This window comes from Deinococcus ficus (genome assembly GCF_003444775.1).
Taxonomy (GTDB): Bacteria; Deinococcota; Deinococci; order Deinococcales; family Deinococcaceae; genus Deinococcus; species Deinococcus ficus.
In genome coordinates, this window is record NZ_CP021081.1 from 2,397,636 (window position 1) to 2,411,676 (window position 14,041).

At 69.5% G+C, this 14,041-nt stretch carries 18 protein-coding genes; 2 read left to right on the plus strand and 16 right to left on the minus strand.

Annotated elements, in window-relative coordinates:
- Nucleotides 1-12: 12 nt before the first annotated feature.
- Nucleotides 13-960 carry an aldo/keto reductase family protein gene (locus DFI_RS11715; protein WP_027463431.1) on the minus strand — a complete coding sequence of 316 codons (948 nt, stop codon included), beginning with the start codon at nucleotides 958-960 and terminating at the stop codon, nucleotides 13-15.
- 120 nt (nucleotides 961-1,080) lie between these two features.
- On the opposite strand from DFI_RS11715, the gene DFI_RS11720 reads away from it, so the two are divergent.
- The gene (locus DFI_RS11720; protein ID WP_081425891.1) at nucleotides 1,081-2,241 is read left to right on the plus strand and encodes a M48 family metalloprotease; all 1,161 of its coding nucleotides are present in this window, start codon (nucleotides 1,081-1,083) and stop codon (nucleotides 2,239-2,241) included.
- Between the two features lie 66 nt (nucleotides 2,242-2,307).
- Here the strand turns inward: DFI_RS11720 and DFI_RS11725 are convergent, their stop codons facing one another.
- The 15 genes from DFI_RS11725 to DFI_RS11795 all read right to left on the minus strand — a co-directional run bounded on the left by DFI_RS11725 (nucleotide 2,308) and on the right by DFI_RS11795 (nucleotide 13,525).
- Nucleotides 2,308-2,898 (minus strand): adenylate kinase, encoded by a 591-nt coding sequence (locus DFI_RS11725; RefSeq protein ID WP_022801126.1) that lies wholly within the window; start codon nucleotides 2,896-2,898, stop codon nucleotides 2,308-2,310.
- 157 nt (nucleotides 2,899-3,055) lie between these two features.
- Entirely contained in the window at nucleotides 3,056-4,372 is a 1,317-nt protein-coding gene (gene secY, locus DFI_RS11730) for a preprotein translocase subunit SecY (protein ID WP_022801125.1), read from the minus strand.
- Nucleotides 4,373-4,378: 6 nt separating this feature from the next.
- Nucleotides 4,379-4,846, minus strand: a complete 468-nt coding sequence (gene rplO / locus DFI_RS11735; protein WP_022801124.1) for a 50S ribosomal protein L15 — start codon at nucleotides 4,844-4,846, stop codon at nucleotides 4,379-4,381.
- Nucleotides 4,843-5,010 carry a 50S ribosomal protein L30 gene (gene rpmD / locus DFI_RS11740; protein ID WP_022801123.1) on the minus strand — a complete coding sequence of 56 codons (168 nt, stop codon included), beginning with the start codon at nucleotides 5,008-5,010 and terminating at the stop codon, nucleotides 4,843-4,845. The genes rplO and rpmD overlap by 4 nt, the downstream gene beginning before the upstream one ends.
- On the minus strand, nucleotides 5,010-5,543 hold the full coding sequence (gene rpsE, locus DFI_RS11745) for a 30S ribosomal protein S5 (RefSeq protein WP_027463433.1): 534 nt from the start codon (nucleotides 5,541-5,543) through the stop codon (nucleotides 5,010-5,012). The genes rpmD and rpsE overlap by 1 nt, the downstream gene beginning before the upstream one ends.
- Nucleotides 5,533-5,871 (minus strand): 50S ribosomal protein L18, encoded by a 339-nt coding sequence (gene rplR, locus DFI_RS11750; RefSeq protein WP_022801121.1) that lies wholly within the window; start codon nucleotides 5,869-5,871, stop codon nucleotides 5,533-5,535. Before rplR ends, rpsE begins: the two co-directional genes overlap by 11 nt.
- Nucleotides 5,871-6,428 carry a 50S ribosomal protein L6 gene (gene rplF, locus DFI_RS11755; RefSeq protein ID WP_022801120.1) on the minus strand — a complete coding sequence of 186 codons (558 nt, stop codon included), beginning with the start codon at nucleotides 6,426-6,428 and terminating at the stop codon, nucleotides 5,871-5,873. Before rplF ends, rplR begins: the two co-directional genes overlap by 1 nt.
- Nucleotides 6,429-6,550: 122 nt before the next feature.
- Complete coding sequence (gene rpsH, locus DFI_RS11760) at nucleotides 6,551-6,952, minus strand: 30S ribosomal protein S8 (protein ID WP_022801119.1); 402 nt, start codon at nucleotides 6,950-6,952, stop codon at nucleotides 6,551-6,553.
- Between the two features lie 384 nt (nucleotides 6,953-7,336).
- Entirely contained in the window at nucleotides 7,337-8,350 is a 1,014-nt protein-coding gene (locus DFI_RS11765; protein WP_027463434.1) for a c-type cytochrome, read from the minus strand.
- On the minus strand, nucleotides 8,347-8,865 hold the full coding sequence (locus DFI_RS11770) for a cytochrome c-type biogenesis protein (RefSeq protein WP_022801117.1): 519 nt from the start codon (nucleotides 8,863-8,865) through the stop codon (nucleotides 8,347-8,349). The genes DFI_RS11765 and DFI_RS11770 overlap by 4 nt, the downstream gene beginning before the upstream one ends.
- The gene (locus DFI_RS11775; RefSeq protein ID WP_043778602.1) at nucleotides 8,862-9,383 is read right to left on the minus strand and encodes a TlpA family protein disulfide reductase; all 522 of its coding nucleotides are present in this window, start codon (nucleotides 9,381-9,383) and stop codon (nucleotides 8,862-8,864) included. Before DFI_RS11775 ends, DFI_RS11770 begins: the two co-directional genes overlap by 4 nt.
- Nucleotides 9,380-11,392, minus strand: a complete 2,013-nt coding sequence (locus DFI_RS11780) for a heme lyase CcmF/NrfE family subunit (RefSeq protein WP_051307963.1) — start codon at nucleotides 11,390-11,392, stop codon at nucleotides 9,380-9,382. Before DFI_RS11780 ends, DFI_RS11775 begins: the two co-directional genes overlap by 4 nt.
- A 125-nt stretch (nucleotides 11,393-11,517) precedes the next feature.
- Complete coding sequence (locus tag DFI_RS11785) at nucleotides 11,518-12,051, minus strand: DUF1697 domain-containing protein (protein ID WP_027463435.1); 534 nt, start codon at nucleotides 12,049-12,051, stop codon at nucleotides 11,518-11,520.
- A 7-nt stretch (nucleotides 12,052-12,058) separates the two neighbouring features.
- Nucleotides 12,059-12,547, minus strand: a complete 489-nt coding sequence (locus tag DFI_RS11790) for a hypothetical protein (RefSeq protein ID WP_022801113.1) — start codon at nucleotides 12,545-12,547, stop codon at nucleotides 12,059-12,061.
- A 42-nt stretch (nucleotides 12,548-12,589) separates the two neighbouring features.
- Nucleotides 12,590-13,525 carry a hypothetical protein gene (locus DFI_RS11795; protein WP_022801112.1) on the minus strand — a complete coding sequence of 312 codons (936 nt, stop codon included), beginning with the start codon at nucleotides 13,523-13,525 and terminating at the stop codon, nucleotides 12,590-12,592.
- A gap of 120 nt (nucleotides 13,526-13,645) precedes the next feature.
- Between DFI_RS11795 and DFI_RS11800 the strand changes: the two genes are divergently transcribed.
- The gene (locus tag DFI_RS11800; RefSeq protein ID WP_051307966.1) at nucleotides 13,646-14,038 is read left to right on the plus strand and encodes a DUF1622 domain-containing protein; all 393 of its coding nucleotides are present in this window, start codon (nucleotides 13,646-13,648) and stop codon (nucleotides 14,036-14,038) included.
- The last annotated feature ends 3 nt before the right edge of the window (nucleotides 14,039-14,041 follow it).

Below are 14,041 nucleotides of genomic sequence, written 5' to 3' on the forward strand. Positions count from 1 at the left end.
CAGACCACCTGTTCAGGCGGGCTGCAGGATCTCCTCGATGCGGCGCTGCACGTCCTCGTCCAGTTTCACGCCGGCGGCCTTCACGGTGTCCTGAATCTGGCTGACCTTCGTGGCACCCGTGATCACGCTGCTCACGCCCTTCTGGCGCAGCAGCCACGCCAGGGCCAGCTGCGCGCGGGTAATGCCCAGGTCGTCGGCGATGGGTTTGAGGTCCCGGACCTTCTGAATGTTTTCCTCGGTCAGGAAGTTCTTCGCCCACTGCTCCTTCTCGGTCAGGCGCGCGCCTTCCGGGCGGCCCTGATCGTACTTGCCGGTCAGCAGGCCCATCGCCAGCGGGCTCCAGACGACCAGCCCCACGCCGGCCCCCTCGGTGAAGGGCAGGATTTCTTTCTCCACACGGTCGCGGTGAATCATGGAGTACTCGGGCTGCTCGGTGATGGGGGCGTGCAGGCCGTGCGCGCGGGCAAAGCCGATCGCCTCGGCAATGCGGGCGGCGGGCCACATGCTGGTGCCCCAGTACAGGGCCTTGCCGTCGCGGATGACCTGATCGAAGGCCATCACGATCTCCTCCATGGGCACGTTCGGGTCGTAGCGGTGCGCGAAGTAGATGTCCAGGTAGTCGGTGCCCAGGCGCCGCAGCGTGCCGTCGATGCTTTCCAGCACGTGCTTGCGGCTCAGGCCGCGGTCGTTGACGTGGTCGCTCATGGGCCAGAAGACCTTGCTGGCGATGACCAGGGTGTGCCGCGGGAAGTCGCGCAGCACGGCGCCCATCAGTTCCTCGCTGCGACCGCGGGCGTACACGTCGGCCTGGTCGAAGTAGTTCACGCCGGCGTCGTACGCGGCGTGCACGATGTCCTTGACCATCTTCGAGGCGTCGTCGCTGATGCCGTAGGTCTCCCAGCCGCCCAGGGCGATCTCGCTGACTTTCAGGCCACTCTTCCCGACATTCCGGAATTCCATACCCTGCAGGGTAGCGCCGCCCGGCCAGGAGCGTGCGTGCGTGAAGAGACAGCCAGCAGAGCGGCCGGCCGGGTGGGTGGGGGATTCCCCGGTCCCGGGCCACCCTCCTATGCTGCCGGAATGCAGGAGCAACGGCAGACGGCCCTGGAACGGGCCTGGCAGCGGGTGGTGGACCGCGAGGCGCAGCGCATCCGGGAGGCGTTCATTCAGGGGCAGGGCCGGCTGGCCCCGGCGCGCCCGGCGTTCGCGTACTCGCTGGCGGCCCTGGTGCTGCTCGGGTACGTCCTGGTGGCCGCGCTGGGCGCGTGGCTGGTCGTGTGGGGCTTCGGGTGGTGGGGAACCGGGCCCACAAACGGGCCGCGCCTGACCTTCGCACTGATCCTGGCTGCGCCGCTGCTGGGGTACGTGGCCCTGGCCTTCCCGCGCCCGCAGGTGCCGCCCGGCCGGGTGGTCACGGCGGAGCAGGCGCCGGAATTTCACCGCCTGATCGGCGAGGTGGCCGCGCAGCTCGGCGTGAAGGCGCCGGAGCGCGTGCAGCTGGACGGGGACGTGAACGCCTTCATGGGCCGCGCCGGTCTGCCGCCCCGGCCGGTGCTGGGCCTGGGGCTGCCGCTGTGGTACGGCCTGCCTGCACAGGAGCGCGTGGCGATCCTGGCCCATGAGCTGGCGCACCAGCGCAACGGCGACCCGGCGCGCGGCAGCCTGATCTGGGCGGCCCTGACCATGCTGGCGCAGGCCGTTCAGGTGCTCACTCCGGACGGCCTGGGCAGCGGCGTTCCGCTGGTGCCGTACCTGCTGCTGGCCCTGCGGCTGCTTCCGCTGGGGTTGTACGCGGCGCTGGTCAGCGCCATCGGCGCGGAGCAGCAGACGGCCGAGTACCGCGCGGACCTGATGGCCGCGCAGGTGGCCGGCTCCGACGCGGCCGCGGGCGCCCTGGACAAGCTGCACCTGAGTCAGGCGCTGGAAAGCGCGTTGCACAAGCAGCGGCACATGCCCGAGCGGCCCCACGCCTTCCTGGAACTGCGGCACATCTGGGACACCGTGCCGGACGCGCAGCGGCAGCAGAAACGCGAGGAGTACGCGGCCCGCCGCGCCCGCCTGGACGACTCGCACCCCGCGACCGTGGACCGCCTTCAGGTCGTGCGGGCCTTCCCGCAGCCCCCGGCCCTAGTCCTGGATGAGGCGTGGAGCGCCCGGATCGACGCGGAGCTCACGCCGTTCGTGAAGCCGCTGGAACAGCAGGCCTTCGAGGCGTACCAGGAACGGTACGCCTCCTGGTAGGCCGTATCACATGAAGGAGGCCACCCGCGGCAGTCGCCCGAGTGGCCTCCTTCATGTGTGATCGCGTTACTTCATGCCCTGGGTGATGCGGCTGTAGACCTCGTCCATGCTGCCCACGCCGTTCACGGTGTACAGGTGCCCGCGCGCGGCGTAGTAGTCGATCAGGGGCTGGGTCTGCTCGCGGTACACCTGCTGGCGCCGGCGGGCGGTCTCCTCGTTGTCGTCGCTGCGGACCTTCTCGCCGCGCTCGGCAGCCTGCCGGCCACGGTCCACGATCCGGTCAATCAGGACCTGGTCCGGCACTTCCAGCAGCGGCACGGCGCTCGCGGGCGCGCCGAGTTCTTCCAGCAGCACGTCCAGCGCTTCGGCCTGGGCGGTGGTGCGGGGGAAGCCGTCGAAGATCACGCGCACCGGTTCCATGCCGGCCAGCCGGTCGCGGATCAGGGCGATCAGGATGTCGTCCGGCACGAGGTGCCCGGCATCCAGGATGGGTTTGACCTGCCGGCCGAGTTCGGTGTCCCGGGCGACGTGGTCGCGCAGGATGTCGCCGGTGCTGAGCTGCACGAGGTTCTGTTCGGCAGCGAGCCTCGCCGCCTGGGTTCCCTTCCCGGCCCCGGGGGGGCCGAGGAAGATCACGACCTTGTTGTTCTGAGTCACGTTGTCCTCCGTATACCTGCGCAGAATAGTGCGTTTGGGCGCGTGGGCGGCGCCGTTGAGCAGATACCGTCCAGGTGACGGGACCTCCCCAGGCCTGGAAACAGCGGCGCCGGCCGCCCCGGGTGGGGGCGGCCGGCGTGGTCCGGTGGCGCTGGGCTCAGCTGTTCAGGCGGCCGCGGATGCGGCCCTTGCTGATGAACCCGTCGTACCGGCGGACCGTCAGCTGGGCTTCGAGCTGCTTGAGCGTTTCGAGGGCGACGCCCACGATGATCAGGAGCCCGGTGCCGCTGAACTGGAAGGTGCTGATGCCGGTGGCGCGCTGCACGATCTGCGGCAGGATCGTCAGGACGACCAGGAAGATCGCGCCCCACAGGCTCAGGCGGCTGCTGATGTGCCCCAGGAACTCCGCGGTGGGCAGGCCGGGACGGACGCCGGGAATAAACCCGCCGGCCTCGCGCAGCTGCTCCGCGATGCGTTTGGGGTCAAACTGCACGCTGTTGTACAGGTACGTGAACCCGAAGATCAGCACGGATTCCAGCGCGAGGTACAGCGGCGTGCCGAAGGCGAGGTTGGTGCCCAGCCAGGCGCTGACGTCGGGCGCGCGGGTCAGGGTGGCCTGCTGGATCAGGTTGGGAATGATCAGCATGGCCGAGGCGAAGATCACGGGGATCACGCCGGCCTGGTTCACCTTGATGGGCAGCCAGGTGGCCTGACCGGCCCCCTTGGCGCCGGCGGTGCCGCTGCGCGCGCGGGCGTACGTGACGGGCACGCGGCGCTCGCCCTGGTACACGTACACGATGCCGGCGATGGTCGCGATGATCACGGCCACGAAGGCGATGATGGCGGTGAGCTGCACCGCGTCCGTGCGCAGGAGTTCGGCGGTGGCGGCGATCTCGCGGGGGTACGCGGCGATGATGCCGGCGGTGATGATGAGGCTGATGCCGTTGCCGATGCCGACTTCGGTCATGCGCTCGCCGAGCCACATGGTGAACGCGATCCCGGCGACCTGCGTGAGGACCATGACCAGGATGGTGAACAGGCCCGGTTCCCAGCCGACCGCGATGTAGCTGGCGTTGCTGTTGATGAAGCTCGCGAAGAAGGTCGCCTGCAGCGCACCCAGGCCGATGGCGGCGTAGCGGGTGTACTGGTTGATCTTCTTGCGGCCCTCTTCCCCTTCCTTGCTGAGTTTTTCCAGCGCGGGAATGGTGGTGGTCAGCAGCTGGATGACGATGCTGGCCGTGATGTACGGCAGCACGCCGAGCGCGAAGATCGAGAATTGCGAAAGGTTCCCGCCCGAGATCATGCTGATCAAACCGAACAGGCCGCCCGAGTTCGCGTTACTCAGGGCGGCGCTGTTCACGCCTGGGGTGGGGATCGAGTTCCCCAAGCGGTACACGGCGAGCAGCAGCAGGGTGAAGAGAATCTTCCGCTGGAGATCCGGAATCCGGAAGGCGTCGCGGAAGGCGCGGAGCATTGGTCCTTACTCCGCCTTCGCGTCGTCGGTGCTGGTCTGGGCTTCGGGCAGGATGACCTTCCCGCCGGCGGCTTCCACGGCCTGGATCGCGGCCTGGCTGGCGGCGTCCACGTGGATGGTCAGGGCGCGGGTCACTTCACCGCTGGCGAGGAGTTTCACGGGGCGGCCGCGGCGGCGCACCAGGCCCAGCACCTCGAAGGCGGTGCGGTCCAGGGTGTCGGCCTCAATGCCGTCGAGCTGGCTGAGCTTGACGATCTCGTAGGTGGTGCCGACGTTGTTGAAGCCGCGCTTGGGCAGGCGGGCGATCAGGCGGCTGCGGCCACCTTCGAAGAACTGGCCCTTGCCGGCGCCGCTGCGGCTCTTCTGGCCCTTGTGGCCGCGGCCGGCGGTCTTGTCGGTGCCGCCGGGGCCGCGACCGACGCGTTTGCGGTCCTTGCGGCTTCCGGGGGTGGGTTTCAGGTCGTGGAGCTTCACGCTTCCACCTCCAGCAGGTGCTTGACGGTTTCGACCATCCCGCGGATCGCGGGGGTGTCGTTGACTTCACGGCTCTCGCCGATCTTCTTCAGGCCCAGCGCCTTGACGGTGTCCACCTGGTACTGGGGACGGCCGATGACGCTGCGAACGAGCTTGATTTTCATTACTGGGCGCCTCCGGTGGTCGGCGCCGCTTCGGCGGTGCCGCGCAGCGCGCGGACCTGCTTGGCGGTGCGGAGGTTCTTGAAGCCGTCGAACACCGCGTACGCGACGTTCACCTTGTTGCGGCTGCCGAGTTCCTTGGAGAGCATGTTGGTGATACCGGCCAGTTCGGCGATGCTGCGGGGCACGGTGCCGGCGATCACGCCGGTACCGGCGCTGGCGGGCTTGAGCAGCACGCGGCTGGTGCTGTTCTCCCCGACGATCTCGTGGGGGATGGTGCCGTTCTCGACGGGCACGGTGATCATGTTCTTGCGGGCGATGCTCTTGGCTTTCTCGATGGCCACGGGCACTTCCTTGGCCTTGCCGATGCCCATGCCCACGCGGCCGTTGCGGTCGCCGAGGATGACCAGCGCGGCGAAGCGGAAGCGGCGCCCGCCCTGGTAGGTCTTGCTGGTGCGGTTGACGAACAGCATCTTCTCTTCGAATTCGCTCGTTTCGCGCTCCATGTTGCGGTCGTTCCGACGATTAAAAGTCAAGGCCACCCTCCCGCGCCGCGTCCGCGAGCGCCTTCACACGGCCGTGGTACTTGTACTGACCACGGTCGAACACGACCTGCTTGACACCCTTCGCAGCGGCGGCTTCGGCCAGGGCCTTGCCCACGGCGGCGGCGGTGTCGGTCTTGGTTCCGGATTTCACGCTGGCGCTGGAAGCAGCGGCGAGCGTGGTGCCGTTCGTATCATCGATGATCTGCGCGTAGATGTGCTTGCTGGAGCGGAACACGCTGAGGCGGGGGCGTTCGCCGGCGGCGGTGCGGACCTTGCGGCGGGCGCGCAGTTTGCGGCGGATGGTGGTTGCGGTAGCCATTATTTCTTCCCTTTCCCGCCCGTGGCGCCGGCTTTACCAGCCTTGAGGGCGATCTGCTGACCGACGAAGCGCACGCCCTTGCCGTGGTAGGCGTCGGGTTTGCGGACCTTGCGGACGTTGGCGGCCACCTGGCCGACCAGCTGCTTGTCGATGCCGCTGACGTCGATCTTGGTGGGTTCGGGCACGGTGAAGGTCACGCCGGCGGGCGGTTCGATCACGACGGGGTGGCTGTAACCGATCGCCATTTCCAGGTTCTTCCCGGCCAGCTTGGCGCGGTAACCGACGCCCTTCAGTTCCAGGTTGATGGTGTAGCCGTCGCTGACGCCCTTGACGGCGTTGGCGACCAGGGTGCGGGTCAGGCCGTGCAGGGCGCGGTGACGCTGCTGGTCACTGGGGCGCTCGACGAGCAGCTGGTCGCCGTCCTGGCGGATGGTCAGTTCGTTGTTGTAGGGAACGGTCAGTTCGCCTTTGGGGCCCTTGACCTTGAACACGCCGTCCTGGGCGTTCACGGTCACGCCGCTGGGCACGGCGATGGGCTGTTTTCCGATACGGGACATGCAGTCCTCCTTCTTCCTTAAATCACCGCGCGGGCGGTGAGGTCAGGTGGGTGGGCGCGGGCTGGGGGCGGGCCCCGGCCGCGGCGCGGCGTCTGGTCAGCGTCGGCCTTTGAGGGCGGGCGTTACCAGAGGATGCAGACGACTTCGCCGCCCACGCCCAGCTTGCGCGCTTCCCGGTCGGGGAGCAGGCCCTTGCTGGTGGAGACGACGGCCAGACCCAGGCCGCGCTGGACGCGGGGCAGGTTGTCGGCGCTGACGTAGGCGCGGCGGCCGGGGCGGCTGATGCGCTCGATGTGCTTGATGACCTGTTCGCGCTTCTCGCCGTACTTCAGCGTGACGCGCAGGGTGTCGGCGGGGGCGCCTTCGAGACGCAGGCGCTCGTAGCTGGCGACGTAGCCTTCCCGGACCAGCACTTTGGCCAGTTCTTCCTTGAACTTGGAGGCCGGGATGTCCACGGTCTCCTTGTGGGTGCGCGTCGCGTTGCGGATGCGCGTGAGCATGTCGGCGATGGGATCACTCAGCATGAAGCCTCCAAGGGCTTGTTCGGGTGGCGGGGTCGTGTTGGGGCCGACGTCCCGTTCCCGGCGTGCGGCCCGTCCCCAGGCAAGGCTGGCAGGCGGGCACAGTTCCCCCAATTCGAAAGTGGTCCGCGCAGAGTCAAAACCAGAGTCCTGCGGCGCTTCTTCTCTTGGGTCTTCACCACCCCGGACGATCACTGATCAAGCGGCCAGTTCGTATCCAGGGGGGACTCACAACCGCGCGGGCCCGCAGGCCCGGTACGGCAATTTCAGAGTGTACCAGACCCCCACCGGGCTGCGCAATCGCGGGGAGGGCCGCGGAAGAGGCGCGGGCCGTGAACGTCCAAGAACGCGTCCACGGCCCGCCTTGCCCGGTTCAGGCGGGGCGCCTCACCAGGTCTGGAGTTCCTTCACCAGGGCGTCGAGCTGTGCGCCTTCCAGCTGCGGGAAGGCAGGCATCTTCATGCCGCCGCCCAGGATCAGGCGGCGCAGCGCGGCCTCGTTGTTCAGGGCGGTGCTGCCGCGGATGGCGGCGGCTGTCTTGCCCTCGCCCTGCGGGCCGTGGCAGGCGGCGCAGTTCTGCGTGTACACCAGCTTGCCGTCCACGGCGGTGCCGAGTTCCGCCTGGAATTCCACGATCAGGTCATCCGCCTCGCGGCCTTCGGGGTCCAGTTTCTGGTACTCGCGCAGTTCCCGGATGCCGGCCTCGTACTGGCCGTACAGGCCGAGCGCGTACCCGTACAGCAGCCGGCCTTCGGGGGCCTTGGCGTCCAGTTTCACGGCCTGCTGCACGAAGTTCAGGCCCTCGTCGGCCATCTCCTGGGTGGTGAGCAGGAAAAACCCGGTGCGGCGCAGCGCGCGGGCGTTCGTCTTGTCCTTGAGCAGCAGCTGCGTGTACGCGCGGGCGGCCACCTGGTAGTTCTGGGCGTCCCAGGCGGCGTCCCCCCACGCGAGGTAGTCGGCGTTCGCCCTGGTCTGAGCGGCGCGTTTTTCCAGCACCGGCAGCCGGGAGGCGTTGCGCAGCTGCGCGGCCTGCACGGGGCTCATGCCGGCGTCCCGCCACTGGGGCAGGAAGGTGTACGCCCCGGCGACCGTCAGCGCAGCCACGCCCATCAGGGCGGCCAGCGCGGTGGGCAGCGCGGCCCGGGCGGTGCGGGGGGTGGGTGCGGCAGGCAGGGTGTCGAGTTCCCCCAGCACCTGGGTCAGGCGGACCTTCTCGCGGGTCTGCAGGTCGGCGTCGGCCGCCTCGCTCTGCAGTTCTTTCAGGCCGCGCAGCAGCTGGTCGCGTTCCTCTTCGAGTTCGGTGCGGCGGGTGTCCTCGGCGGTGGTGCGGGGCTCTTGCAGGGTGGGCCAGAGCAGCAGCACGAACAGCATCGTGCCGAGCATCAGGAGGATGTAGATCATGGGGACTTCCTGGGGGGGCCGGGGGGCGGCGGGCTGCGGTCGGCGGCGTTCAGCAGCGCCTGAATGCGGGCTTCCTGGTCGGCGGTGAGTTCCTGTTCGGGCGCGCGGGTGGCGCGGTGCGTGTACGTCCACCAGCCGAAGGCCGCCGCGGCCGCCAGCAGGATGGGCAGGGTCCACAGCAGGCTGGTGATGCCGGTCTTGGGCGGGTCGAGGAGGATGCGGTCGCCGTAACTGCTGGCGAAGGTGCGCAGGATCTCGGCCTCCGACCGGCCCTGGCGGACCATGTCGCGGACCTCGTTCATCATGTTGCGGCTGATGTCCGTCTGCGACTGCGCGATGCTCTCGCCGGAACAGATGGGGCAGTGGATCTTCATGCCGATGCGTTCCACCTGCCGCTCCTGCTCGACACTTAAGGGCTGGTCCGCCGGGACGGACACGATGTCCTGCGCCGCCCCCAGGCCGAGCAGCACCGCGCACAGCAGCGCGAGCAGACGCCGCAGCAGGCCGGGGCTCACAGCTGCGCCCCGGCGGTCTTCAGGGCGGCCCGGAATTCGGCCTCGTCGGTCACCGGGCCGAGCTTGCTGTACACCACGTTCCCTCCCGTGTCGATCACGTACGTCACCGGAACCTGCCCGATGCCGTACTTCATGGCGGCCTTCGACCCGGGGTCCAGCAGCGTGGGGTACGTCAGGCCGTACTCGGCGTTGAATTTCTGCGCGCCGGCCGGCTGGTCGTTGTACAGAATTCCCAGGTACGCCACGTTCCCCGGCGCGTCCGAGAGCTGCTTGAACAGCGGCGCTTCCTGCCGGCACGGCCCGCACCACGACGCCCAGAAGTTCACCACGACCGGCCGGCCCCGCAGCGCGGCGAGGTCGTGCCCGCGGGTGCCGAGGTCCTTCAGGGCGAAGGTGGGCGCGGCCCGGCCGATCAGGACGTTCGGCGGGTCCTTGCGCGGCGTGGTCAGGCCCACGGCCAGCAGGCCGAGCAGGCCCAGCAGCGCGGCGGGCACCAGCAGGCGGCCGGCGCCCGTCACGCGGTCGCCTCCCGGCGGCCCTTGCCGGGCTTGCCGGACCGCCCGGACCCGGCGGGCGCGGTGACGCGGGCCGTCTCGCGGACCGGCGCGGTCAGGCTGACGCCGGTGCCGAGCAGCAGCATGGCGGTGCCCCACCAGATCCACGACACCAGCGGCGAGTCGATCACGGCCACTGTCGCCCACTTCTCCTCCGGCACAGCCTTGAGCAGCGTGACGTAGGTGTCGCCCATCAGGTGGTACTTCACGGCCGGCATGGCGACCGCCTGCTGCGGCTGGTTCACGTAGGTGTTCATCTTCGGCGTGAGGGTCTCGTCCCCGACCTCCACGGTCGCGACGCTGGACATGCGCTCCGGGCGGCGCTCGGTGTCCAGTTTCGTCAGGGTGACTGCTCGCCCGAAGATGGTCTGCGGTTCGTTCAGGCGCAGCGTGACCTCCTGCTTGGCCTTGTACGTGCCGGAAAACCCGATGCCGACCGCCATCAGGATCACGCCCAGGTGCGCCAGGTACGCGCCGTACCGGCGGGGGTGCTCGCGGACCAGGGCCGGCAGGTGCTTCAGGCCGCCGCGGGCCAGGGCGCTCTGCATGGTGAGCTGCCCCAGACCCACCAGGTTGTACGCGCACAGGCCCAGCGCCAGCGCCAGCCCGGGGTTGCGCACGCCCAGCACGACCGCCAGCACGGTGGCCAGGAGGCCGGCGCCGACCGGCAGGCGCAGCGACTGGAAGAAGGTCTGGTTCGCGCGGCGCCACGGCAGCATGGGGCCCACGCCCATCAGGAACAGCAGCGCCAGGCCCAGCGGAATGGCGAACACGTCATAGAAGCTCGGCCCGACCACCGTGCGGAAACCGCGCACCGCCTCCACCAGGATCGGGAAGAGGGTCGCCAGGATCACCAGCGCGGCGAACAGCACGAACACCACGTTCCCGCCCAGCACCGCGCCCTCGCGGGACACCGTGGCGTCCAGGCTGTGTGGGTCGCGGATGGCCGGCAGGCGCCAGGTGGCCAGGCCCACGCCCAGCACCACCAGCACCGTGAAGAACATCAGGAAGATCGGCCCGATCGGCCCGTTGGAAAAGGCATGCACGCTCTCCACCACGCCGCTGCGGGTCAGGAAGGTGCCCAGCACCGTCGCGGCGTACCCGAAGATGATCAGGTACAGGTTCCAGCCCTTGAGCATGCGCCGGCGCTCCTGGATCTGCACGCTGTGAATGAACGCCGTGGCGAGCAGCCAGGGAATGAAGCTGGCGTTTTCCACCGGGTCCCAGGCCCAGTACCCGCCCCAGCCGAGAATCTCGTAACTCCACCAGCCGCCCGCGGCGATCGCGGCGGTCAGGAACGCCCAGGCGACCATCGTCCAGCGCCGCGTCTGGATCAGCCAGGACTCGCCCAGGCGGCCGGTGACCATGGCCGCGATCGCGTACGCGAACGGCACGCTCAGGCCCACGAACCCGATGTACATCAGCACAGGGTGCACCGCCATCATCCAGTGGTTCTGAAGCAGCGGGTTGGGCCCGCGGCCGTCCTGCGGGACGTCCACGACCGGCGTGAAGGGACTGGCGACCGTGAGGTTCAGGCCGATGAAGAACACCAGCGACAGCGCCATGACCGCCAGCACCCAGGGGCGCAGCACGTCGCGCCGCGCGGTCAGGGACACCAGGAAGGCGTACAGCGACAACACCCACGCCCACAGCAGGATGCTGCCCTCCAGCGCCGCCCAGAGGGTCACGACCTTCACCCAGGTGGGCGAGACGCTCATGCTGTGTTCGGCCACGTAGCGGACCGTGAAGTCGTTGCTGAGAATCGCGTACTCCAGCGTGCCCAGAGCCACGCTCACGAACAGGAAGTTCGCCCAGAGGCTCATGCGCGTGCTCTGCTCCAGCCGGGCGTCCCCGCTGCGGCCTGCCAGAACGCCGCTCACCAGGGCGTACAGGCAGAACGCCAGCGCGAACATGAGGGCCAGCGTGCCGGCCGCGCCCACCGGACTGAACGCCAGTCCCAGAAAATCCGTCATACCCCCAGCGTAGCCTGCCCGCCCGAAAGGCAGAAGGTCAGGCGTCACGGAAGGTGCGGCGGGCCGCCCCTCACCTGACGGGCCGCTCCGGACAGGTCAGCGAACCCGACCGGCCCGGTCCCATTTCAACCGGCCGCCGGGCGCAGCATCTCCCCCACCGCCAGCACGGTGCGCCAGTTACGCACAGTCGCTGGGCACCCCAGCTGCCGCTCGATCAGCGCGTGCGACAGCCGCACGTTCTTCACGCCATCCGGCACCGTCTGGTACAGCGTGCGGCCCACCACCGTCCACCGCTCCGCCCCGAAGTCCCGCGCGCGCAGCGCCGCCAGCCCCTCCGGTCGCGGCTCCGCGCCCAGGAACGCCGCGGCGACATTCACCTCCCCCGGGTCGAAGGGGCAGGCGCGAACGGCCTCCTCCCACGCGGCCGCGCTGCGCACCACGACCGCCACCTCGAACCCGGTCATGGCCTCGATGGCCGCGCGCAGCTTCACCGCCAGCGCCGCCTCGTCCTCTCCGGGCGCCGCGAACACCACGTTGCCGCTCTGAATGTACGTCCGGGCTCCGGGGTACCCCAGGTCCGCGAACAGGGCACGCAGGGCCGCCATGCTCACCTTGCGCTGCTTCCCCAGGTTGACCGACCGCAGCAGGGCGACGTGCATGGGCGGCCTAGCGGCCCTGCATGGCGGCCTGCATGCGGTCCACCACGCGCTGCGCCTCGGCACGCGACCGGTACGGGCCGCTGATCACCACCGGGTCCCCCGCCCGCAGCCGCAGCTGCGGGGCGTACGCGGGCCGGCCGTGGCCCTGCGGAAGCTGCGTGACCTCCACCGCCTCGATGGTCCCGAACGGAATGGCCCGCCGGCCGGACTTGAAGCGCGTGCCGTTCACCTTGTGAATCACGGCGTTGGCGGCGTCCACCTCCAGGTGCGAGGACGGCTGCCACAGCATCAGGTACAGGCCCGCCAGGGCGCTGAGCAGGCTGGCGGCGGCCACGATCCAGTGCCCGGCGGTGTCCATGCCCAGCCGGGAGGCCAGCCACGCGAACACGGCGGCGGCCAGCAGGGTCAGCAGCGGGTAGATCAGCGGGGACTGGCCCGCCTCCGAGGACTTGAACACGGTCTTCCGGGCGGCGGGGGTCGCCAGGGCAGGCGGCATACCTGCCCAGTGTACGGCACGCTCCGGCCGCTCAGCGCGGGGTCACAGTTCGTTGACTTCCGGCTGGAAGCGCACCTGCCGGATGAACTCCAGGTACTCGGCCTGCGTCAGGGCCTGCGTCTGGCCGCTCAGCGCGACGAACAGGGCCTCCAGGACGTTCGTGGCGAAGTTGCGGCTGCCGATGCGGGGCGTGGTCGTGATCAGGCGCCGCACGCCGCGCTCCTTCATCCAGGCGCGGTCGGCGGGCGTGATCGTCTGCGTGAGGACCGTCTTGCCGCTCAGGTCGCGGGGCGCGTAGCGCTTGACGTAGTGGGTGTCGCCGGCGATCACGTCCGCCCAGCTGTAGTAGGGGGTGCCGCTGGCCTCCCGGCTGCTTTCCTGCTTCTTGCCGGTGGGGTAGAACCAGTCCTGCGGGAGTTTGGTGATCACGGGCAGGACCGTGCGCGCCACGCGGCGCAGCGTGCGGATGTTCCGGATCGGGTAGTTGATGTTCAGCCCGAACACGATGTCGCCGTACACGACGTCCGCGCCGTACTCGGAGAGCGCCTCGGCCATCCCGAAACGGTCCACGGCGCTGACCATCAGGACCTTCTGGGTCCGCCAGTTCAGGAGCGGTTCGAGCTGCCCGATCGCGTCGCGTTCCAGGGTGTTCTTCAGGCCGCTGCCGTCCAGCACGGGCGTGATTTTCGCGTTGGCGACCAGGGTGCGCACGTTGTTGAAGGTGTAGCGCCGCCCATCCGCCCAGACGTACAGGTCCGCGCCGCCCAGCCCGAAGGCCGTGACCCGGCCGTCCAGCTCCCGGAACAGCTGCGCGGCCCTGGCCTTGTCGCCGTCGGTGCCGATGCGTTCCAGGATGAACGGCTGGCCCAGCAGTTCGATCTCCTCGCGGGCGTTGCCGCGGCTGCTGCCCAGGCTGACGCTCACCACGTGCTTGAACCCGGCCGGAGCCGCCTGCCAGCCCTGAAGAAGGTCACTCATGACAGGGGGCATTGTAGGGGCGCCGCCGCCAGGGAACGCCACGCTGCCCCGAACCTGAGGGAACCGGTTCGTGATCAAACCGTGAGGCCCGGCCGCCGGGCCGCCTTCTAGGATGCGGGGATGGACCTGCTGGTGCAGCTGGAAGGGCTGGTGCGGCTGATCGCGCAGTTCGTGGCGAGGCTCGCCGAGCTGTCCGCGGCGCTGATCGTGGCGTTCGCGGTGCTCGAGGCGCTGTACTTCGTGCTGCGGGTGTTCTGGAAGCGGGACGCCGTGCCGGACCACCGCAAGGAGGACCTGCGGCTGGCGCTGGGCCGCTGGCTGGCGATCGCCCTGGAGTTCCTGCTCGCGGCCGACATCGTGCTCACGGCGATCGCGCCCACCTGGCAGGACATCGGGCAGCTGGGCGCGGTGGCGCTGATCCGCACGGCGCTGAACTTCTTCCTTCAGCGGGAGTTCCGGGCGCAGGCCGAGCGGCGCCGGGCCCACGCGAACGGCGAGGCCGAGGCCTCCTGACCG

Bases quoted from the DNA above. Each gene is read 5' to 3' on its own strand.
- DFI_RS11715 (WP_027463431.1), bottom strand. From the start codon at position 960: ATGGAATTCCGGAATGTCGGGAAGAGTGGCCTGAAAGTCAGCGAGATC.
- DFI_RS11720 (WP_081425891.1), top strand. From the start codon at position 1,081: ATGCAGGAGCAACGGCAGACGGCCCTGGAACGGGCCTGGCAGCGGGTG.
- secY (WP_022801125.1), bottom strand. From the start codon at position 4,372: ATGCTCCGCGCCTTCCGCGACGCCTTCCGGATTCCGGATCTCCAGCGG.
- rpmD (WP_022801123.1), bottom strand. From the start codon at position 5,010: ATGAAAATCAAGCTCGTTCGCAGCGTCATCGGCCGTCCCCAGTACCAG.
- rplR (WP_022801121.1), bottom strand. From the start codon at position 5,871: ATGGCTACCGCAACCACCATCCGCCGCAAACTGCGCGCCCGCCGCAAG.
- rplF (WP_022801120.1), bottom strand. From the start codon at position 6,428: ATGTCCCGTATCGGAAAACAGCCCATCGCCGTGCCCAGCGGCGTGACC.
- rpsH (WP_022801119.1), bottom strand. From the start codon at position 6,952: ATGCTGAGTGATCCCATCGCCGACATGCTCACGCGCATCCGCAACGCG.
- DFI_RS11765 (WP_027463434.1), bottom strand. From the start codon at position 8,350: ATGATCTACATCCTCCTGATGCTCGGCACGATGCTGTTCGTGCTGCTG.
- DFI_RS11780 (WP_051307963.1), bottom strand. From the start codon at position 11,392: ATGACGGATTTTCTGGGACTGGCGTTCAGTCCGGTGGGCGCGGCCGGC.
- DFI_RS11785 (WP_027463435.1), bottom strand. From the start codon at position 12,051: ATGCACGTCGCCCTGCTGCGGTCGGTCAACCTGGGGAAGCAGCGCAAG.
- DFI_RS11790 (WP_022801113.1), bottom strand. From the start codon at position 12,547: ATGCCGCCTGCCCTGGCGACCCCCGCCGCCCGGAAGACCGTGTTCAAG.
- DFI_RS11795 (WP_022801112.1), bottom strand. From the start codon at position 13,525: ATGAGTGACCTTCTTCAGGGCTGGCAGGCGGCTCCGGCCGGGTTCAAG.
- DFI_RS11800 (WP_051307966.1), top strand. From the start codon at position 13,646: ATGGACCTGCTGGTGCAGCTGGAAGGGCTGGTGCGGCTGATCGCGCAG.